17 protein-coding genes, 3 tRNA genes and 1 pseudogene are annotated in these 18,852 nt (G+C 41.4%); 13 read left to right on the forward strand and 8 right to left on the reverse strand.

All coding sequences use genetic code 11. The annotated features are described in order from the left end of the window. Positions 1-88: 88 nt before the first annotated feature. Positions 89-871 carry an IclR family transcriptional regulator gene (locus IAE20_RS01490; RefSeq protein WP_200459159.1) on the reverse strand — a complete coding sequence of 261 codons (783 nt, stop codon included), beginning with the start codon at positions 869-871 and terminating at the stop codon, positions 89-91. Positions 872-1,363: 492 nt separating this feature from the next. Here IAE20_RS01490 and IAE20_RS01495 point away from each other — a divergent pair, with 492 nt between their 5' ends. From IAE20_RS01495 to IAE20_RS01505, 3 genes are all read left to right on the forward strand, one after another. Then, positions 1,364-3,454, forward strand: a complete 2,091-nt coding sequence (locus tag IAE20_RS01495) for an FUSC family protein (RefSeq protein WP_200459160.1) — start codon at positions 1,364-1,366, stop codon at positions 3,452-3,454. After that, positions 3,447-3,653, forward strand: coding sequence for a DUF1656 domain-containing protein (locus IAE20_RS01500; protein WP_200459161.1), 207 nt, complete (start codon positions 3,447-3,449; stop codon positions 3,651-3,653). The genes IAE20_RS01495 and IAE20_RS01500 overlap by 8 nt, the downstream gene beginning before the upstream one ends. Positions 3,654-3,744: 91 nt before the next feature. After that, positions 3,745-4,743: an HlyD family secretion protein gene (locus IAE20_RS01505; protein WP_200459162.1), complete on the forward strand. Its 999-nt coding sequence runs from the start codon at positions 3,745-3,747 to the stop codon at positions 4,741-4,743. Between the two features lie 43 nt (positions 4,744-4,786). On the opposite strand, the gene ruvX is transcribed toward IAE20_RS01505, so the two are convergent. The 3 genes from ruvX to recN all read right to left on the reverse strand — a co-directional run bounded on the left by ruvX (position 4,787) and on the right by recN (position 7,594). Then, complete coding sequence (ruvX, locus tag IAE20_RS01510) at positions 4,787-5,230, reverse strand: Holliday junction resolvase RuvX (protein ID WP_200459163.1); 444 nt, start codon at positions 5,228-5,230, stop codon at positions 4,787-4,789. Continuing rightward, complete coding sequence (locus IAE20_RS01515) at positions 5,223-5,777, reverse strand: YqgE/AlgH family protein (RefSeq protein ID WP_200459164.1); 555 nt, start codon at positions 5,775-5,777, stop codon at positions 5,223-5,225. Before IAE20_RS01515 ends, ruvX begins: the two co-directional genes overlap by 8 nt. Before the next feature lie 155 nt (positions 5,778-5,932). Then, entirely contained in the window at positions 5,933-7,594 is a 1,662-nt protein-coding gene (recN, locus tag IAE20_RS01520) for a DNA repair protein RecN (RefSeq protein ID WP_200481615.1), read from the reverse strand. Positions 7,595-8,031: 437 nt separating this feature from the next. On the opposite strand from recN, the gene IAE20_RS01525 reads away from it, so the two are divergent. From IAE20_RS01525 to IAE20_RS01535, 3 genes and pseudogenes are all read left to right on the forward strand, one after another. After that, on the forward strand, positions 8,032-8,358 hold the full coding sequence (locus tag IAE20_RS01525) for a pyrimidine/purine nucleoside phosphorylase (RefSeq protein ID WP_004991681.1): 327 nt from the start codon (positions 8,032-8,034) through the stop codon (positions 8,356-8,358). Positions 8,359-8,477: 119 nt separating this feature from the next. After that, a complete protein-coding gene (gene rlmB / locus IAE20_RS01530) occupies positions 8,478-9,227 on the forward strand; it encodes a 23S rRNA (guanosine(2251)-2'-O)-methyltransferase RlmB (RefSeq protein WP_200481614.1) in 750 nt (249 codons plus the stop codon). A 36-nt stretch (positions 9,228-9,263) separates the two neighbouring features. Continuing rightward, positions 9,264-10,186 (forward strand): annotated as a pseudogene (locus IAE20_RS01535) (DMT family transporter). Here the strand turns inward: IAE20_RS01535 and coaE are convergent. From coaE to pilB, 4 genes are read right to left on the reverse strand one after another with little or no spacing between them, the layout of a single operon-like run. Continuing rightward, positions 10,168-10,761 (reverse strand): dephospho-CoA kinase, encoded by a 594-nt coding sequence (gene coaE / locus IAE20_RS01540; RefSeq protein WP_200481613.1) that lies wholly within the window; start codon positions 10,759-10,761, stop codon positions 10,168-10,170. The pseudogene IAE20_RS01535 and the gene coaE overlap by 19 nt on opposite strands. A 1-nt stretch (position 10,762) precedes the next feature. Next, positions 10,763-11,623, reverse strand: a complete 861-nt coding sequence (locus IAE20_RS01545; protein WP_200481612.1) for a prepilin peptidase — start codon at positions 11,621-11,623, stop codon at positions 10,763-10,765. Continuing rightward, positions 11,623-12,849 (reverse strand): type II secretion system F family protein, encoded by a 1,227-nt coding sequence (locus tag IAE20_RS01550; protein WP_200459170.1) that lies wholly within the window; start codon positions 12,847-12,849, stop codon positions 11,623-11,625. Before IAE20_RS01550 ends, IAE20_RS01545 begins: the two co-directional genes overlap by 1 nt. A gap of 29 nt (positions 12,850-12,878) precedes the next feature. Further along, on the reverse strand, positions 12,879-14,594 hold the full coding sequence (gene pilB, locus IAE20_RS01555; RefSeq protein ID WP_200481611.1) for a type IV-A pilus assembly ATPase PilB: 1,716 nt from the start codon (positions 14,592-14,594) through the stop codon (positions 12,879-12,881). Positions 14,595-14,873: 279 nt separating this feature from the next. Between pilB and tpiA the strand changes: the two genes are divergently transcribed. The 7 genes from tpiA to nusA all read left to right on the forward strand — a co-directional run bounded on the left by tpiA (position 14,874) and on the right by nusA (position 18,850). After that, positions 14,874-15,671 (forward strand): triose-phosphate isomerase, encoded by a 798-nt coding sequence (gene tpiA / locus IAE20_RS01560; RefSeq protein WP_200481610.1) that lies wholly within the window; start codon positions 14,874-14,876, stop codon positions 15,669-15,671. A gap of 9 nt (positions 15,672-15,680) precedes the next feature. Continuing rightward, positions 15,681-16,010 carry a preprotein translocase subunit SecG gene (gene secG / locus IAE20_RS01565; protein ID WP_200459173.1) on the forward strand — a complete coding sequence of 110 codons (330 nt, stop codon included), beginning with the start codon at positions 15,681-15,683 and terminating at the stop codon, positions 16,008-16,010. Between the two features lie 56 nt (positions 16,011-16,066). Next, a tRNA-Leu gene (locus tag IAE20_RS01570) sits at positions 16,067-16,151 on the forward strand. Between the two features lie 40 nt (positions 16,152-16,191). Further along, a tRNA-Met gene (locus IAE20_RS01575) sits at positions 16,192-16,268 on the forward strand. Positions 16,269-16,509: 241 nt separating this feature from the next. Continuing rightward, positions 16,510-16,586, forward strand: a tRNA-Met gene (locus tag IAE20_RS01580). 219 nt (positions 16,587-16,805) lie between these two features. Next, a complete protein-coding gene (gene rimP, locus IAE20_RS01585) occupies positions 16,806-17,330 on the forward strand; it encodes a ribosome maturation factor RimP (RefSeq protein WP_200459174.1) in 525 nt (174 codons plus the stop codon). A gap of 35 nt (positions 17,331-17,365) precedes the next feature. Then, positions 17,366-18,850, forward strand: a complete 1,485-nt coding sequence (gene nusA, locus IAE20_RS01590) for a transcription termination factor NusA (RefSeq protein ID WP_200459175.1) — start codon at positions 17,366-17,368, stop codon at positions 18,848-18,850. The last annotated feature ends 2 nt before the right edge of the window (positions 18,851-18,852 follow it).

Below are 18,852 nucleotides of genomic sequence, written 5' to 3' on the forward strand. Positions count from 1 at the left end.
AAAAAGAAGATGTTCAAGAGTATGTTGTGTAACAAGAAAAAACTCATGAAATTGACATGAGCTTTTTACTCTCAGCAGAAATCCTCTTTTAAGCTTGCGCTCTTTCATTTTGAGAGAGAGTTAAAAACTTGTGTTCGATTTGCGCTGCATTACTTTTTAAAATCTCAATTAGCTTCTCGATATTAATAAATTCAAACCGATTTTTTGAAGCCACAATGGTGAGTGCCAGTGGTGATTCTTTATTGGTAGAGAGTTTAATCGGCACAGATAAACCCGAGACATTGGGATCAAGTTCGCCGTGAGATAAATAAAACCCCTGCTTTTTAATCTTCTTCATACGCGCAAGAAAACTTTCTTCATCCTGTGCGAATCCTACTTCTGCTAGCTGCGTTGCAAAACGTTGATAATAATCCTGAATCTGGCGTTTAGGCAGTTGCGCAATGATCACTTTAGGTGATGAACCCATATATACAGGACGTGGACAGCCTCTACCGTAAGAAAGTAAATCAGTATTTCGGAATACTTCATGATGAATATCAATACAGTAATCACGATTTAAATGAGTCAATAAACAACAAAGTTCAATGCGTTCAGCGATTTCCTGCATGAAAGGGCTGCTAATTTGCACCAGCGGGTCTGTCGTGCGGGAGATATAATCCAGCACCGCAATTTTTGAACCCAGTGTGTAATCACCCGAAGTGCCACTGATGCGCTGTAAAATATCAGCAGAAACCAGCTCTTTTAAATAACGGTAACTCGTGGGTTTGGATAACCCCAGTTCATCACAGATATGATCAACGTTAATCACAGGCCGTGATACCGAAAATAAATCCAGAACCGTTAAAATTTTGCCAAAGCTTGAAAGCGCCATGATTACCTACTTTGCTAAAGAACCATCAGAAACACGTGCATAATTATCTTTTATAACAAATTGTGCCACGCCTTGCAGTCAAATTTAATTAGCCTTTATTCTGTCGATTTGATAATAAGCATTAAAGAACAAAGCTTAAAATTTGATTAATTATCATAATAAGATATTTTGTTGACTATTTTTCGTTTTTTTGTCAAAATTATTTGGATAAAATATCTAATGAAGAAATTTGCTCATATACTTATTGGCTTTTTTTTCATCTCATCTGTGATTGATTCCTAAATGTCATGTTCAGCTTTTACAATAAACTGTTAAAAGTCGAGCTATTGACACTTTATTTAGTGATCATCTGATTATTAAATTGATCTTTGGGTAGACATTGTAGGCTTTGGCATACAATTCACGGAGACTATTGCTGTCTGAAAGTGTAAAACGCATATTGATCATGAGTATACACTAAACACTATGGAATTGTTGTTTTGAGATCGTTTCATGTTATTTAAACAGATACTGGCTTTTAGACCATCGCGAATGGATTTGATTTTTGCAGTCAAAACCTTTATCGCTATGATGCTGGCGTTGTATACCGCATTTGTTCTGGATTTAACTTATCCAATGTGGGCAGCTGGTACGGTGGTGATTATTGCACAGCCTTATGCGGGGATGGTGTCCTCCAAAGCCTTGTATCGTCTTACGGGTACGATAATGGGCGGAATATTAGCCATTTTCTTTACGCCGCGTTTAATTGACATGCCGATTTTATTTACTTGTATCCTGTCGGTTTGGGTTGGCTTTTGTTTATATATTTCTTTACTGGATCGTACTCCACGAAGTTATGTGTTTATGTTGGCGGGTTATACTACTGTCATGATTGCCTGTAGCTCGATTTATAATATTGATAGCCATAGTGTTTTTGATATGGCTTTAAGTCGTGTACTAGAAATTTCAATTGCAGTGATTTGTAGTGCAGTGGTCTCGGCTACGATTTTTCCTGCACATTTAGGGTCACAGCTTCAGCAACGTGTACAAAAAACACTGGACGATACCCGTGATGTATTCACCAGTATTTTGACTGATCAGCAACATAGCCAGAGTTATACCCAGCTATTGGGAAATATTGCCCGTGATACAACAGACATTCATGGTCTTGCGGTACATCTGGCTTATGAAAGTGGTGAATTGCATGGCATGACTAAACCGATACAGGAATTACTGCATCAGGAAAGCATGGTGGTTGCTAATCTGGTCTCGATGTCCGAGCGAATTTTTCAATTGGATCAGATTGATCAGCATTATCGACAGGGATTAAGTCAACTCCATCATGATGTGGTCAGTTTTTTACGTGCTCAGACAAATATTGAAGAATCTCAGTTAAACCACCTGCCAGCAGATTTCGAGTCGGATTTTGAGCATTTATTTGCACTGAGTCAGCCACAACAAGAAATTATGCTGGATGCTTTGAAAATGGATATTCGCCATTTTATCCAGAATGTCATGGCGGTGAAGCTGTTATGGGAATTGATTCAAAAAGGCGAAAAACGTATTCCCGATGCCATCGCGACCATTACCACGCAATATCCGAGTCTACATCGTGATCATGGTATTGCAGTACGTAGTTCGATTGCTGCGGGTGTTGCAACAGCAACCTCATTTTTACTGTGGATTTATACGGGGTGGCATGCAGGATATATGATGGCTCAGTTGACAGCAGTCAGTGCCTGTATTCTGGCCACGCTGGATAATCCCATTCCGGCATTAAAAACATTTATACGTGGTTCAGTATATGCTGCGATTTTGACCATTTTCTATGCCTTTGTGATTATGCCACAAGTACGTGAGTTCTGGCAGTTGGGCGTAGTGCTGGCACCTTTGGTTATTTATTTGGCCAGTATGTTCCCCACACCCATGCTCATGATGTTGGCTTTGCCGATGTTGATTAACTTTATCATGAGTTTGAATCTACAAAATCGTTATGCGATGGATGCTGTGATTTTAATGGATACTGCAATGGCAGGGGTGGTAGGGCCAATCATTTCTATTTTGGCAATTTATTTTATCCGTGCCATGTCGCCAGAAACCAGTGCGCGTCGGATTCTGAGTTTGCATTATCGTGCTTTAAAAGAAGCATTGTATATTCCTTATGGTTCAGAATTTCGGATTCATCTTCGGAGTATGCTTGATCGGATTGGGGTATTAAATACCAAACTGGTGCAGTCAGATGAGTTAAAATACGCTATGAATCTGGCTTTGATTGAAACCAGTGCAGTGGTCAATTTAAGTCGTATTGCTGAATTAAGCCAGAATAATAAAACCTTGCCAGAACTTAAGCAGGCTTTGAAACATTTACAACAATTGCTAGAAGCAAGCTTTCGTGATCAAGAAAAACATATTGCGCTTGATGATCTGTTAAAACAGAAAGTTTTGGCGCAAATAGATTACATTGAAGCGTTGGTTGTGAATGAATCAGATATTGAAGTGAGACATCGGATTCAGATGAGTATGAATAATATTCGCAGTAGTATTTTCCATGTACAAAAAAGCGTTGCAGAGAGTCAGTTGCTAAATGGAGCAGTACATGGGTGAGTTGAATTTGTACGGTGTTTATGTTCCAACATTGCTGATTCAGGCCATCTTGGCCTATATATTGTTCAAAATCGTGACATTGGCGACCAATCGACTTATTGCCGCAGGGTGGATTGGATTTCCTGGTATTTTTAATTTAAGTCTATATGTATTGATGTTGATGCTCGTACACTGGATATTCTTAATGGTTCAGGCTTAATGTGTTGATCATTGATACATGAATGTCCGATATGCAACTTGAGCCACATGAGTTTTAACGAAAGTTTAAGGCGAAATTTAAGGTAAGCAACATGAGTTCTTTTGATGCACGGAAAATTGTCCGTCCGCTGGTAACACTGGTGATCGCAATATTAGCGATTTTTGTGATTGTTCATTTGTGGAATTACTATAATTCCGCACCGTGGACACGTGATGGGCGAGTCCGTGGTGATGTGATTCAAGTTTCTTCTGATGTATCGGGTTTAGTAACTGAAGTACTGGTGCAGGATAACCAGTCTGTCAAAAAAGGACAGCCTTTATTTCGGATTGATGTGGCACGCCAACAACTGGATGTAGAACAAGCACGTTCTGATTTAGCCAAAGCCAAAGCTGGTCTTGCTCAAGCTGAGGCCAATGAGGTTGCGGCGAAGGCGAATCTGGAAAAATCTCGTGCAAATACGCAGTTGGCTGAAAAAAATGCAGCGCGTTATTCAAACTTGATGGATGGGGCGATTTCTAAGCAGGAACAGGATCAAATGTATGCAACACGCGATCAATCCAAAGCTGAAGATGCGCAAATGGCAGCTACTATTGAGCAAGCACAGGCAACTATTAAACAGCAACATGCGTTGATTGAAGTTTCGCAGAGTGCTTTGAATTTAGCTTTGCTCAACTTAAAGCGTTCTGAAGTAGTTGCACCCGCAGATGGTACATTATCGAACTTTAGTTTACGAGTGGGTAATTACGTCAAAATTGGTGATGCAGTTGCAGCCCTGGTAGATCGTGAGCAACTTTATGTTGTGGGCTATTTTGAGGAAACCAAGCTCAATCACATTCATGTAGGTGATAAAGCAACCATCCAGCTGATGGGAGATTCTCAAAAAATCCGTGGACACGTACAGGGAATCGCCAGCGGGATTGAAGATCGCGAACGTTCTAGTAGTTCGACCTTACTCGCCAACGTTAATCCGACTTTCACATGGGTACGTTTAGCGCAACGTGTACCCGTTAAAATCGTGTTGGATGAAACGCCGAAAAATGCTTTGGCATTTGTTGCAGGGCGTACTGCAACCGTTCGTATTGAAAATTAAAATATCCTGAAAGAAAAATGGCTGATTGATATCAGCCATTTTTTTAGGGCTGAATTCCTTGCGGTAAACGATACCACCCTTGAATCAATAGCGCGGCAGCTAAACTATCTGCAGAGAGGCGTTTACCACGTCCTTGATTGTGATAAGTTTCTAATTCATCGCGCGCTTCACGCGTAGTCAGACGTTCATCGACCATCCAGGTTTCAATATGGGTTTGGTGACGTAACCGCCGTGCGAATTTACGCGCTCGGGTTGATAACTCGGATTCAGAATCATCCATATTTAAAGGGAGCCCGACCAGAAATAAAGTTGGCTGCCATTCTTTTACAATTTTGAGCAATTGATCCCAATTGGGAATTCCATCTTTCATGGGAAATAAGGCTAGGGGATTGGCACTTTCTATGGTTGATTGGCCTATGGCAATCCCCATCTTTTGTGTGCCAAAGTCAAAGGCCATGATCATTTGTGTACTTACAGATTCAGGCATGACCAATCTCAGAAGATAGCCATGTACGATCAACGCCAAGTTTTTTGTAAGCAGCATCCCAACGTACGTCATAAGGTAAGTTGAAGATCAGATCCATATCGGCATCACAAACCAGCCAGTCGCCCCGTGAAATTTCACCTTCAAGCTGGTTTTTACTCCAACTGGCATAACCCAATGCAATTTGATAACGACCGACACCTTCGTTATGAGCAATCGCATCCAGAATATCTTTACTTGTGGTGATACATAGATTTTCGCCGACTGCAATTGAGGAATGCCAAGTAGGCTGTCCTGTATGTAGCACAAAACCCGCTTCAGGACGTAAAGGGCCGCCTTGTAGCACTTCATGAGGTTGTACATGGTCAGCATCAATATCCAGATCATTCAATAATTCTTTGACCTGAATCCCAGACGGACGATTGATAATTAAACCCTGTGCACCTTCTTCATCGTGACGTGCCAAATAAATAACGGTATTTGCAAAAAAATCATCGGCCATTTCTGGAGGAGCAATTAGACAACGATGTGTCAAATATTGTTTTGTCACCTAAGCGGTTCTCCTTAAAACGTGGTCGCTTTTGTATCGATATAGGATGTTCTTATCAACATACAAGAGTAAATGGATTTCGCCAATCATTTTTCAGTGATTTATTACAGAAAAATGAGGGCGATAAAAGGTGGGAAATAAGAGCTAAAAAAGATTTAACTGTGTTGAAATTTAAGTTGGCGTAATTGTTTGGCGTGTTGTAATGTGGTGTCATTAATTTCGACACCGCCTGACATTCGGGCAAGTTCAAGCACCCGTTGTTGTTCATCCAACTCAATAATGGTACTGCTGGCAGGATCGGTTTGTTGCTTTTTCACCAATAAATGCTGATCAGACTGGGCTGCAACTTGTGGTTGGTGAGTAATACACAGAAGTTGCACATGTTGTGCCAAATCTGCCAGTAATCGGCCGACCACTTCAGCTGTACCTCCACTAATCCCAACATCAATTTCATCAAATACGAGTGTTTCCGCCTCAGTTTTTTCAGCATTCATCACCTGCATGACCAGTGCAATACGTGATAATTCACCGCCAGAAGCAACACGTGCCAAAGGTTGCGGAGGCATGCCTTTATTTGCCGTGAATAAAAGCTGGATAAAGCTCAGACCTTCGGCATTAGGTTGTTCCAATGGTTCAAACTTAAATTCAAAATGTGCTTCAGGCAGAGCTAATGGCTTGACTTGCTCTGTTAATTGTTTGGCTAAGGGAATAGCGGCATCTCGACGGATTTGATCCAGATGTTGGGCTTTTTCCAAAAAGCTCTGATGAGCAATTTCGACTTGTTCAGCCAGAGTTTCTGGGTCTTCAAGTTGATGAAGCTTGGTCAGTTCAAGCTGCCAGTGTTCATATTCCTGTTTGAGTTCTTCTGGCTGAATACGATACTTGCGAGCCAGTCGATGAAAGACTTCCAAATGTGTATTTAATTCTTCCATCCGTTCAGGATCAAAACTTTGGCGGTCCATAAACTGGCGTAGATTTGCTGTCGCATCAGACAGCTCACTCTGCGCATTTACGATTGAATTATAAATTTCAGAAAGATGTTCACTACGACCTGCATGTGTTTCAATCCGTCTTAAAATAGACGCCAATTCCTGATTAATACTGGGTTCTGCTTCATCTAACGCATTCAAACTATAAGCACAGTCCTGCATGATATGTTCATGATGGCTTAGACGATCAAACTCCTGTTCAATCTCTTTATAATCTGTCTGTACAATCTCTTCAATTTCTTCCAGTTGCAGTTCTAGTGTTTGAATTCGCTGCTGGCGAGTTGCCTGAGCATCTAATGCTGCCTGATGCTGACGAATCGTCGCTTGCCATGTGTGGTGCGCATCCTTTACGTCCTGTGCGGGCTGATAAAAATTACGATAACGATCTAACCAATGCTTGGGATACGGCGGTTCAAGCAATTGTTGCTGACTATGTTGGCTGTACAATTGTACCAGCAACCGACCAATTTCCTTTAGTTCGGATAAACTACTTGGGCGGCCATTGATCCATGCTTTGCTACGACCTGTGGCAAAAATTACACGGCGCAGATGAATTTCACCACTATCATCATCCATTTCATGTTCTTTGAGCCAGTACGACTCTGGACTTTGTGATTGATAACTAAAACTTGCCGTAATGTCGGCTTTTTCTGCGCCATAACGGACATAGTTGGTGTCTGTACGTTCGCCTAAACAGGCAGAAAGCGCATCTAGCAGCAGGGATTTCCCCGCACCTGTTTCACCTGTTAAAACATTAAATCCCTGTTCAATATCGAGTACAAGATGATCAGCAAGCGCAAAATTAATCAGAGTTAAATGAGTCAGCATACACGCATCCAGAGCGTCAGTATTTTTTGTTTAAGATAGATAAATTTTATCGTAGCCACAAGGTATAAGCTTAATAAAATGCCATAAGTAAATGACACCATCAATATGATTGCGTATCCAGTTTAGCAAGATTTAAACCGAATAGAAATGTTGCGCAAATCAGATCATGTATTACAAATTTGTCATAAGACTGTCTTGGTTTCACTGTAAAATAATGAAAAGGAGTTCATCTGTCACTTTTTAAAAATATTGAGAATGAAAAGAGATAAACCTCTCAGCTAGAGTTTGAGTGTGGATAAAAACTAAAATGATAAAGGCATAAAATTTGCTTGGATAGCAGACTCTGAATAAAAGAGATTGATTAGTTATTTGCCCAGAATTAAACTACGTCAGTCATTACCCCCTAATATAAATGCGGCGAAATTGGAGAGTTACGCATGAGTTCAGCTCAGTTTGATCATGTAACGGTAGTAAAAAAATCAAATGTTTATTTTGGCGGTTTGTGCATTAGCCATACAGTTCAATTTGAAGACGGGACAAAAAAGACACTTGGCGTGATTTTGCCAAGTGAACAGGCATTAACCTTTGAAACTCATGTGCCTGAACGTATGGAAATTATTTCGGGTGAATGTCGTGTGAAAATTGCCGACAGTACAGAAAGTGAATTATTCCGTGCAGGTCAGTCATTTTATGTACCTGGCAATAGCTTATTTAAAATTGAGACAGATGATGTGCTCGATTACGTTTGCCATTTAGAAGGCTAACCTGTTTGCCTTAAAATCGGTTAAACTAGCTGCTTAGATCAGTAAATCAAGAAATCCTGTGAAGTTGGCTTTACGGGATTTTTATTTTGAGTCAAATAAAGTCGATATAGAGGTCGGGCATGGCGAAACCAGAATATTATTATGGCGTACATTCGGTCGAGTCATTGCTTGAGATTGAGCCTGAGCGTGTCTTGACTTTATTTACCCTAAAAGGGCGAGATGACCAGCGCTTACAGAAGATTCTGGAATTGGCTGAGCCTTTTGGCATTAGTGTGCAAAAAACCAGTCGCGACAGTCTGGAAAAACTGGCAGGATTACCATTTCATCAGGGGGTGGTGGCAGCTGTTCGTCCACATCCAACGTTAAATGAAAAAGATCTGGACCAACTCTTAGAAGAAATCCCTGACGCATTACTTTTAGCATTGGATCAAGTCACAGACCCGCATAATCTGGGTGCATGTATTCGTACTGCCGCAGCAATGGGTGTGCAAGCTGTAGTTGTGCCACGAGATCGTTCCGCGGGCTTGACTCCAACTGCCCGTAAAGTTGCAGCAGGTGGTGCAGAAAAGGTTAAGTTTATCCAGGTGACTAATCTTGCGCGGACATTAGCTCACGTCAAAGAACAATTTTATCTGCGAGTAATTGGTACGATGCTGGATGAAAAGGCGTTACCTATTCAAAAATGTGATTTGAGTGGTGGGGTGGTGATCGTAATGGGTGCAGAGGATACTGGATTACGTCCGATCACCCAGTCACAATGTGATCAAACCGTTTATATTCCAATGACGGGTAACTTACAAAGCTTGAATGTGAGTGTGGCAACTGGTATGGCACTTTATGAGGCAAATCGTCAGCGCCACCCTGTTTAAACATATTTCGATCAGCACCATTGGTAAAAGAGAGCCATGTCACCGCGATCTCAAGGCTATATTTGTATTGCCATCACCATGTGCATTTGGGGTGGTTTTACTATTTTTTCCCGTTTAAATGCACAGTGGCATATTAGTGCTTGGGATATTACTGCACTTCGCTTCGCCATTGCTTTTGTAATTTTGATGCCCATTTTAATCTATAAAAAAGATCTGAATTTCTTATGGAAAAAGCATTCTGTGATTTTGGCGTTGATCGGGGGAGTGGGCTATTGTCTTACTGCCTATAGCGCCTTTCTTTTTGCGCCTGCAGCACATGCAGCAATTTTCTTAAATGGCTGTATTCCGCTGTGCACCGCACTTGCAGCTTATCTATTATTCAAGCAACCTTTTGATCGGCATACGTGGTGGAGTGTTGGCATTATGCTGGCAGCCATTGCGGCTATGAGTTATTTGATGTCTCGAAATCAACAGTCTCATTTTGGTGTCGGTGATATTTTATTTGTGATCAGTGCGATCTGGTGGGGTGTTTTTACGGTTTTATTAAAACAGTGGAAACTTTCTGCATGGCATTCAATGGCGAGTGTTGCGATTTGGTCAGCACTTATTTATTTGCCGATCTATGTGCTATTCTCCCAAAACATTATCAAGAGGTTGAGCCACTGCATCTGGCAATTCAAGGCTTATTTCATGGAGTTTTTGTGGTGATCATTGCCACAATTACCTATGTCGCAGCAATTGAGCGTCTAGGGGCGTTTAAGACGAGCAGCATTGTAACACTTGCTCCTTTTATTGCAGCGGTGGTTGCTGTGCCATTATTGGGTGAACCCTTAAGCCCTGCAATTGCTTGTGGCCTGATTGGTATGGGCATCGGTGCTCTACAACCTTGGCGTTGGCGGTTTAAAGATACTTTAACGCTACAATTGGAACGTCAGAAAGATCAGGAACGTTCCAGATAATTTTGGTGTAAAACTGCAAGTTGCTGATATAGATGATCTAGATGTCCATCATTAATCACCCTATCATCGGCCATCTCACGTTTTCTTTCGCGGGGCATTTGTGCGGCTATAATTTTTTTAATTTGTTCTGAATTCTGACCATCACGTTGGCTGGCACGTTCGATTTGAGTTGCTTCACTGGCGTCAATCAGCAGGGTACGATTCGTGAGTTTATGTTGATCTGTTTCAAATAACAACGGTGAAACGAGAATCACATATGGACTCTTGGCAGCGTGTAGCTGTTGAATAATGGATTGGCGAATGGCGGGATGGGTAATCTGTTCTAACTGGTGTCGGGCAGAGGGATTCTGAAAAATATGTTCTCTTAAGGCTCGGCGATTCAAGCTACCATCAGGATTGATAACCCAGTTGCCAAAGCTTTCATGGATTTTCTGAAGTGCAGGTTGACCAATTTCAACGACTTCTCTGGCCACTACATCGGCATCTATTACATCAATCCCTTGATTTTCAAACCATTGACTGGCAGCGGATTTGCCGCTACCAATGCCACCTGTTAAGCCTAGAATGAAGCTCATATTAGCCTCCCAGATAGACTTTCATAATTTTCTCACCCCATAAAAAAGCGATCCAACCTGCAATAGCAATATAGGGGCCAAAAGCAAAAGGTTGATTTTCCTTGCGAATTTTTAACAAAATAATGCCAATAATCGCACCCACCAGTGAGGATAATAATACGATTAAAGGCAGCATCAATGGCCCCATCCATGCCCCGAGTGCAGCAAGAAGCTTAAAATCGCCATAACCCATGCCTTCTTTGCCTGTGATGATCTTAAATAAATAATAGACAATCCATAGACATAAAAAGCCAATCAAATACCCCCAGATAGCGGCAATAGGTGAAACATAAATACTATAAGCATTTATGCCAAGTCCTAACGCTGCAAGGGTAAGAGTAAAACGATCAGGTAAGAGTTGAGTATCAAAATCAATAAAAGTCAGGGCAATCAATACCCAAGTTAAAACAAGACCAAACAGCATTTGAAGGCTTGGGCCAAAGACAGCTACAACCATCAACGAACACAGCATGGTTAGCAATTCGATGAGCGGGTAGCGAATACTGATTGGATTTTGACAATTGCCACATTTCCCTCTTAAAAAAAGCCAACTAAACAAAGGGATATTTTGATACCAGCGAATAGGGTGATGACATTTAGGGCAAGTTGAGGGTGGTGAGCTTAAACTGAGTTTACTTTGATCAATGATCGCTTGATCGGGGTGTAACAACATCTGACATTCTGCATGCCACTCCTGTTCCATCATTTTCGGGGTTCGATAGATGACGACATTCATGAAACTACCGACACACAAGCTAAAAACTCCAACTGCAAGATACAGTGCAGTTGGATTCTGAATGAAATAATTGAGAATTTCGAGCATTAAACCACTGAACCCATCTGGAAAATTGGAAGATACATGGCGATGACCAAACCACCAACTAACACACCAAGAATGGCCATAATCAATGGCTCCATCATTGAAGTTAATCCATCTACAGCATTATCGACTTCGTTTTCATAGTGCGTTGCGACTTTGTCTAGCATGGCATCCAGAGCACCAGATTCTTCACCAATTGCAACCATTTGAATGGCCATAGAAGGGAAACGGTTAGAAACGCGCATAGCAAATTGGAGCTGCTGTCCTGTAGAGACATCTTCACGAATTTTCATCACAGCTTCTTCATACACCACATTATTGGTTGCGCCAGCAGTCGATTCCAACGCATCAATCAATGGCACACCTGCTGCAAAAGTAGTGGCCAAAGTACGGCTATAACGGGCAATAATGGCTTTATATACCAGATCACCGAAAATCGGTAATTTTAATGCGAGTTTATCTAAGCCATCGCGGAATTTCTTGCTACGTTTCTTGGCTTCAAGAAAACCAGCAATAATTACCCCAATCACTATAATCATAATGAACCAGTAAGACTGCATCCATTTTGACATATTGACGACCATCTGAGTGAAAGCAGGCAAATCTGCACCAAATGAACTAAACAAATCCTGAAACACAGGAACTACTTTTACCATCAGGATAATTGTCACGATGACCGCGACAACTATGACGGTAATCGGATATTTCATGGCTTTCTTAATTTTCTGTTTTAACAGTTCACTTTTTTCCTTATAGATCGCGACACGATCTAGCATGGTTTCCAGTGCACCTGATTGTTCACCTGATTCAACCAGTGAACAAAACAAGTTGTCAAAATATTGGGGATATTTGCGTAATGCACCTGCAAAAGTATTACCGCCTTCTACTTCGTTCTTTATTCCTAAAACCACATCACGCATGGATGGGTTTTCAAGACCTTCTGCTACAATTTCAAAGCCTTGTACCAGCGGTACGCCTGCTTTCATCATAGTGGCAAGTTGTCGGGTAAAAATCGTAATATCCAAAGTGGACACTTTTTTCTTAAATAACCCTTCCAGAATATTTTTACGCTTTTCCCGGATGGTCTTAATATTAACGCCTTGTTTACGTAGAGTAACTTTTGCCAGAGCCATATTCCGCGCTGGTAATTCACCCTTGATTTTGACCCCTTTGCGGTCAACCCCTTCATAAGCAAAAGTCGGCATCATTTGCGCTTTTTTGACTGCCATTGTGCTGTCCTTATTTTTAGAATCCGCTTTTATTCACTGGTGACTCGGTTGACTTCCTGTAAAGAAGTTACCCCTTGCATCACCTTTCTAAGACCTGAACGACGAAGATTATTAAACCCCAGTTTTTCTGATGCTGCTGCTATTTCTAGTGCATTACCATCTTCCATAATAATTTTCGAAATTTCAGGTGTAACTTTCATGACTTCATAAATCCCCACACGACCTTTATAACCCTCGCGACATTCAGGGCATCCAATGGGTTGGTAAATCTGAAAATCTGGATGCGTCAGATCCTGTTCAGTAAAGCCCATCTCAAGCAAACTATTTTTTGGAATTTCGACAGGTTGCTTGCATTGACTACATAGGCGCCGTGCCAGACGCTGTGCAATCACCAGATTCACTGAAGTTGCAATGTTAAAAGAGGGAACTCCCATATTGCGTAAACGGGTTAAAGTTTCTGGCGCGCTGTTAGTATGCAGCGTTGACATTACCATATGACCCGTTTGAGCAGCTTTAATTGCAATTTCTGCTGTTTCCAGATCACGAATCTCCCCCACCATAATAATATCAGGGTCTTGACGTAAAAAAGATTTTAATGCGGCGGCAAAGGTTAATCCGACTTTCGGATTAACATTGACCTGATTGATGCCTTCAAGGTTAATTTCGACAGGATCTTCGGCAGTTGAAATATTCGAATTTTCCGTATTTAGAATATTTAAACCTGTATAAAGCGAAACTGTTTTACCAGAACCTGTAGGCCCTGTAATCAGCAGCATACCTTGAGGTTTATCTAGCGCATCCATGAACAATGCTTTTTGTTCTTCTTCATAACCCAGCGCATCAATACCCAACATGGCACTCGATGGATCTAAAATACGCAGTACCAGCTTCTCACCAAATAAGGTAGGTAAAGAGTTTACACGGAAATCGATGGCTTTGGTTTTAGAGAGTTTAAGCTTAATACGACCATCTTGTGGAACCCGTTTTTCAGAAATGTCCATTTGCGACATGACTTTTAAACGTGACGCAATTCGTGTGGCCAACTGAAGCGGGGGATTGGCAATCTGGCGCAAGACCCCATCGACTCGATAACGTACCCGATACATTTTTTCATAAGGTTCAAAATGCAAATCCGATGCTCCCATACGAATCGCATCAACCAATAATTTATTGATATATTTTACAATTGGAGCTTCATCGCCTTGTGGTGGTTCGTCATCTGAATCTTCATCTGGATTGACTTCTTCTACATGAACATCAATATCAAAGTCTTCTCCATCAAAGGCAAAATTGTCGCTTTCTGCAAACTCTTTTTCCAGTAATCGGGCAAGCTTGTCATGTTCAACAATAATTGGCTCAATATTAAGTTTACTGTTAAAGCGAACAGCATCCAGAGCTTCAATATTGGTAGGGTTACTGGTTGCCACATAAAGGACGTGCCCGCGATGGATGAGCGGTACGACATGATGTTTCTGAATCAGTTTTTCATCAACTAATTCACGTGGCAGTAAAGCAGTGTCATAAACTGCCAGATCAAAAAGAGGTTCCCCAAATTCAATAGAAATGGTTTCAGCTACAGTTAAAGCTGAAATTCCCATATGCTCGATAATATATGCAACGATATCCTGCTTCGATTTTTTTGCAGTATCGATGGCGGTTTGCATAGTTGACGCACTTACACGTCCGTCTTCAACCAGCCGCCGAATAAACCCCGAAAATTTTGGAGATGTTTGTAATACTGACATCCGTCTGCCTTATCGCAATATGTTTATAATTGATATGGTAAAAATTATACTTTTGTTGAGGGAAATTACTACCTCATAAAATGCATTTTCTGCCGTATTCATGGTCTAAAATTTGAACTGGTCGATTTTTTGGATCATTTTTTTTACAACATCACAGGAATTGGTGTTTTATAAATAGTTTGTTTTATCTATTTTTGTATTTATTGCAAAAAGAAAACATTCTAAGTTTGGCTAAAATGCGTGTAGAATATGCAGCATTTTCGATAAAAGGTTAGCAGTATGTCGGGTTCGACTATTATTCCTTGGGTAGTTGGCAATTGGAAAATGAACCCAATACAATCTGATGCCACACAACTCATTCAACAATTTATAACTTTATTGGCGCAGTCCGAAATTGATTCTGAGGCTTGCCATATTGGGGTTGCACCTACCTCTATTGCACTGGATCGTACGCATCAAGCCTTAAATTTAGCATCGCGTCCTATTTATACTGTTGCTCAGGATGTTTCTCGTTTTGCAGGAACAGGTGCTTATACAGGTGAAATTAGTGCTGAACTATTGGTAGACAGCCAGATTCAATATGTATTAATTGGTCATTCTGAACGTCGTGACTTGTTGGGTGATTCAGTTGAAATTTTAAAAGCGAAACTCCACAATTCACTTCAGGCTGGCATGACCGTTGTTTACTGTGTGGGTGAAAGCCTTGAACAGCGTGAGCAAGGTTTGGCAGAACAGGTGGTTTTACAGCAAATCTGTGATATTGCCAGCGTAGTAAGTCCTGAACAATGGTCAACACAAATCGTAATTGCATACGAGCCGATCTGGGCCATTGGTACTGGAAAAACAGCTTCACCGCAAGATGCGCAGACAATGCATGCTAAAATTCGTGAAGGTTTATGCCAGATTACGGAACATGGTGCAAAAATTGCCCTGTTGTATGGCGGTAGTGTTAAACCCGAGAATGCGGTAGAGTTAGCGGCTTGTCCAGACATTAATGGGGCATTGGTCGGTGGTGCTTCGTTAAACGCACAATCATTTTATCAAATTGCTCAAGCATTTGCCCAATCAAAACAATAGGAGTTCAGCATGCATACTTTTGTGCTGGTCGTACACATTATTCTCGCAATTTTGATTATTGCACTGGTGCTGGTTCAGCACGGCAAGGGTGCAGATGCGGGTGCTTCATTTGGTGGTGGCGGTGCTGCAACCGTATTCGGTGCTTCTGGTTCAGGTAACTTCCTGACCCGTTTGACGGCTATCTTTACTGCCCTGTTTTTTATTACCAGTTTAACGTTGGCTGTTTTTGCCAAAAAGCAAACGACAGAGGCTTATAGCTTACAATCTGTACAAACTGCACCTGTTCAGCAACCGACATCGCCTGAAACTTCGCCAACCGCACCAAAAACGAGTGAATAATTAGAATTAACGCTTTCTTTTTATAGTTGAAGCGACTAGAATGCCTCCCACAAGCTGCGGTGGTGGTGGAATTGGTAGACACGCTACCTTGAGGTGGTAGTGCCTTCGGGCGTGGGGGTTCAAGTCCCCCCTTCCGCACCAACTTGATCCAGAAAGAAAGTTGGTGTTGCAGTGATGTTGATGCGGGATGGAGCAGTCTGGTAGCTCGTCGGGCTCATAACCCGAAGGTCGTTGGTTCAAATCCAGCTCCCGCTACCAAGTTTTAAAAGTGTAACTGGTGTGAAAGTGGTATTTTGATCCGTTAGGTTCAAATTTTCATAAAAGCATCAAAGGATGTTAGTTTAAACCTAATATTCTCTACCAATACTAAGTTTTAAAGTGTAGTAATACTCATTAAATTTAGCTGAGTTACATCTTTAAATGACTAAGGGCAACAACTTAGTCAGCAATTATTAAAATTGACTTTTTTTGATAATTGTATATAATGTTTGCACGTTGATGCGGGATGGAGCAGTCTGGTAGCTCGTCGGGCTCATAACCCGAAGGTCGTTGGTTCAAATCCAGCTCCCGCTACCAAGTTTCTAAGAGGGCTCACAAATAGGTGGGCCTTTTTGCACAGTGAGCTATAGTTTTCTGTGTAAAATATAGGGGCGATTTAACGCCCTTTTTTATTGGCTATCGTGTAGCGGTGACACAAGACATAAGCTGTCGTAAAGGTGAAATAGTCATGCTTCACTATAGATTAGTCTGAATTGGCTGTGAGCCGATTGAACCGCGCGAGAATGACGAGAGTAAATGAAGCTATCAAATAAAACTCAAGCACTGCATGATTTAATTGCACCCGCAGTGCAGGCTTGTAATGTTGATCTGTGGGGGATTGAATTTATTCCTCAAGGTAAACGTTCTTTATTGCGTATTTATATCGATAAAAACATCGATGAAAGTGCTGAACCTGTTATCAATGAAGATGGTGAGCTTGAACAGGGGCGTGGTATAGGTGTGCAAGACTGTGTGCTTGTAACGCAACAGGTCGGCGCAATGTTAGATGTGCATGATCCAATTTCTGGTGAATATGCACTGGAAGTATCATCTCCAGGTTGGGATCGTCCTTTTTTTCAACTTGAACAAATGCCTGCTTATATTGGTCAGCAAGTCGCATTACGATTAATTACTGCGGTTGAAAATCGTCGTAAATTCCAGGCAAAATTGCTCAGTGTTGATCTTGAAAATGAAGTTATTCAAGTCGAAGTTGAAGGCAACCATGTGCTTGAAATTGATAGTCATAATATTGATAAAGCAAACTTGATCTATCAGGACTAAATTCATTTAAATTTATAAGAATCTGTAGGTGACTTATGAGCCGTGAAATTCTTACCGTTGTGGAAACGGTTAGTAATGAAAAAGGTGTTAGTCGTGAAGCAATCTTCGAGGCATTAGAACAGGCACTGGTTGCTGCAACGAAGAAGAAATTTTACGAAGGCACAAACTCTGAAGAAGCACAGTTACGCGTTGAAATTGACCGTAAGACTGGTGACTATCGTACTTTTCGTCAGTGGACAGTTGTTGCTGATGAAGACCATGAAATGCCAGCTTGTCAGGATGCGATTTCTGATTTAGATCCTTCACAATGGTCAATTGGTGATATACGCGAACTCGAAGTTGAATCGATTGAGTTTGGTCGTATTGCAGCTCAAATCGCCAAACAAGTAATCGTCCAAAAAATTCGTGAAGCAGAACGTGCTTTAGTGGCGGATGCTTATGAAGCCAAAGTAGGCGAATTGATTTACGGTGAAGTAAAAAAACAAACCAAAGACGGTTTTATCATCGATTTGGGTGATAACGCAGAAGCTTATTTGGCTCGTGAAGAAATGATTCCAAAAGAAATGCTTCGTCCAAAACAACGGATGAATGCGATTCTTTATAGCGTCAACCGTGAAGGTCGTGGTGCGCAATTATTGTTATCACGCGCTAAACCTGAAATGCTGATTGCCTTGATGAAAAAAGAAATTCCTGAAATTTCTGAAGAAATCATCGAAATTAAAGCAGCAGCACGTCAGCCAGGTGTGCGTGCCAAAATTGCAGTAAAAACCAATGATCATCGTATTGACCCAGTCGGTGCATGTATTGGGATGCGTGGTACCCGTATTCAGGCAGTCCAGTCTGAGTTGAACGGTGAGCGTATCGATGTTGTGGTGTGGTCAGATGATCCTGCGCAATATATCGCCAGTGCTTTGGAGCCTGCTGATGTATCAGGCATTGTATTAGATGAAGATGCACGCAGTGCAGATATTATCTTTGCAACCAATGATCAATTGGCTCGTGCGATTGGTTCTCAGGGACAAAATGTACGTCTGGCGTCTGAATTGACGGGTTATAAACTCGACATGATGCTGGAAGATGAATATCGTGCGCGTCAACAAAACGAAGCACAACAGTATCTGGATATGTTTGTAGAACGTCTGGATATTGAAGAAGATTTAGCAATGGCATTGGTTGAAATGGGCTTTACTTCACTTGAAGAAATTGCCTATGTACCAGCTGAAACTTTTGACGAAATTGAACTTGATGCTGATTTGGTCGAGTTATTACAAAGTCGTGCAAAAGAAGCCGCATTAACAGATGCATTAAAACAGCAAGAAAATATTCAGGAACCAAGTGCAGAACTTCTGGAAATGGAAGGAATGACTCAGGAGCTTGCTTATGCCCTTGCAGCGCGTGGTGTGATTACAGTCGATGATTTGGCCGATCAGGCGACCGACGATATCTCTGATATTGAAGGCCTTGGTGACGAAAAAGCGGGTCAGCTCATTATGAAAGCACGCGAATCATGGTTTAACTAAGG

Source organism: Acinetobacter sp. S54, from assembly GCF_016624945.1.
Taxonomy (GTDB): Bacteria; Pseudomonadota; Gammaproteobacteria; order Pseudomonadales; family Moraxellaceae; genus Acinetobacter.

What these genes read in the sequence shown, in the direction of transcription:
- ruvX (WP_200459163.1), bottom strand. Translation starts at nt 5,230, where the DNA reads ATGCCTGAATCTGTAAGTACACAAATGATCATGGCCTTTGACTTTGGC.
- IAE20_RS01525 (WP_004991681.1), top strand. Translation starts at nt 8,032, where the DNA reads ATGAGTTCAGCTCAGTTTGATCATGTAACGGTAGTAAAAAAATCAAAT.
- IAE20_RS01550 (WP_200459170.1), bottom strand. Translation starts at nt 12,849, where the DNA reads ATGGCAGTCAAAAAAGCGCAAATGATGCCGACTTTTGCTTATGAAGGG.
- pilB (WP_200481611.1), bottom strand. Translation starts at nt 14,594, where the DNA reads ATGTCAGTATTACAAACATCTCCAAAATTTTCGGGGTTTATTCGGCGG.
- coaE (WP_200481613.1), bottom strand. Translation starts at nt 10,761, where the DNA reads ATGAGCTTCATTCTAGGCTTAACAGGTGGCATTGGTAGCGGCAAATCC.
- secG (WP_200459173.1), top strand. Translation starts at nt 15,681, where the DNA reads ATGCATACTTTTGTGCTGGTCGTACACATTATTCTCGCAATTTTGATT.
- IAE20_RS01545 (WP_200481612.1), bottom strand. Translation starts at nt 11,623, where the DNA reads ATGCTCGAAATTCTCAATTATTTCATTCAGAATCCAACTGCACTGTAT.
- IAE20_RS01495 (WP_200459160.1), top strand. Translation starts at nt 1,364, where the DNA reads ATGTTATTTAAACAGATACTGGCTTTTAGACCATCGCGAATGGATTTG.
- rlmB (WP_200481614.1), top strand. Translation starts at nt 8,478, where the DNA reads ATGGCGAAACCAGAATATTATTATGGCGTACATTCGGTCGAGTCATTG.
- IAE20_RS01500 (WP_200459161.1), top strand. Translation starts at nt 3,447, where the DNA reads ATGGGTGAGTTGAATTTGTACGGTGTTTATGTTCCAACATTGCTGATT.
- recN (WP_200481615.1), bottom strand. Translation starts at nt 7,594, where the DNA reads ATGCTGACTCATTTAACTCTGATTAATTTTGCGCTTGCTGATCATCTT.
- rimP (WP_200459174.1), top strand. Translation starts at nt 16,806, where the DNA reads ATGAAGCTATCAAATAAAACTCAAGCACTGCATGATTTAATTGCACCC.
- tpiA (WP_200481610.1), top strand. Translation starts at nt 14,874, where the DNA reads ATGTCGGGTTCGACTATTATTCCTTGGGTAGTTGGCAATTGGAAAATG.
- IAE20_RS01505 (WP_200459162.1), top strand. Translation starts at nt 3,745, where the DNA reads ATGAGTTCTTTTGATGCACGGAAAATTGTCCGTCCGCTGGTAACACTG.
- IAE20_RS01490 (WP_200459159.1), bottom strand. Translation starts at nt 871, where the DNA reads ATGGCGCTTTCAAGCTTTGGCAAAATTTTAACGGTTCTGGATTTATTT.
- nusA (WP_200459175.1), top strand. Translation starts at nt 17,366, where the DNA reads ATGAGCCGTGAAATTCTTACCGTTGTGGAAACGGTTAGTAATGAAAAA.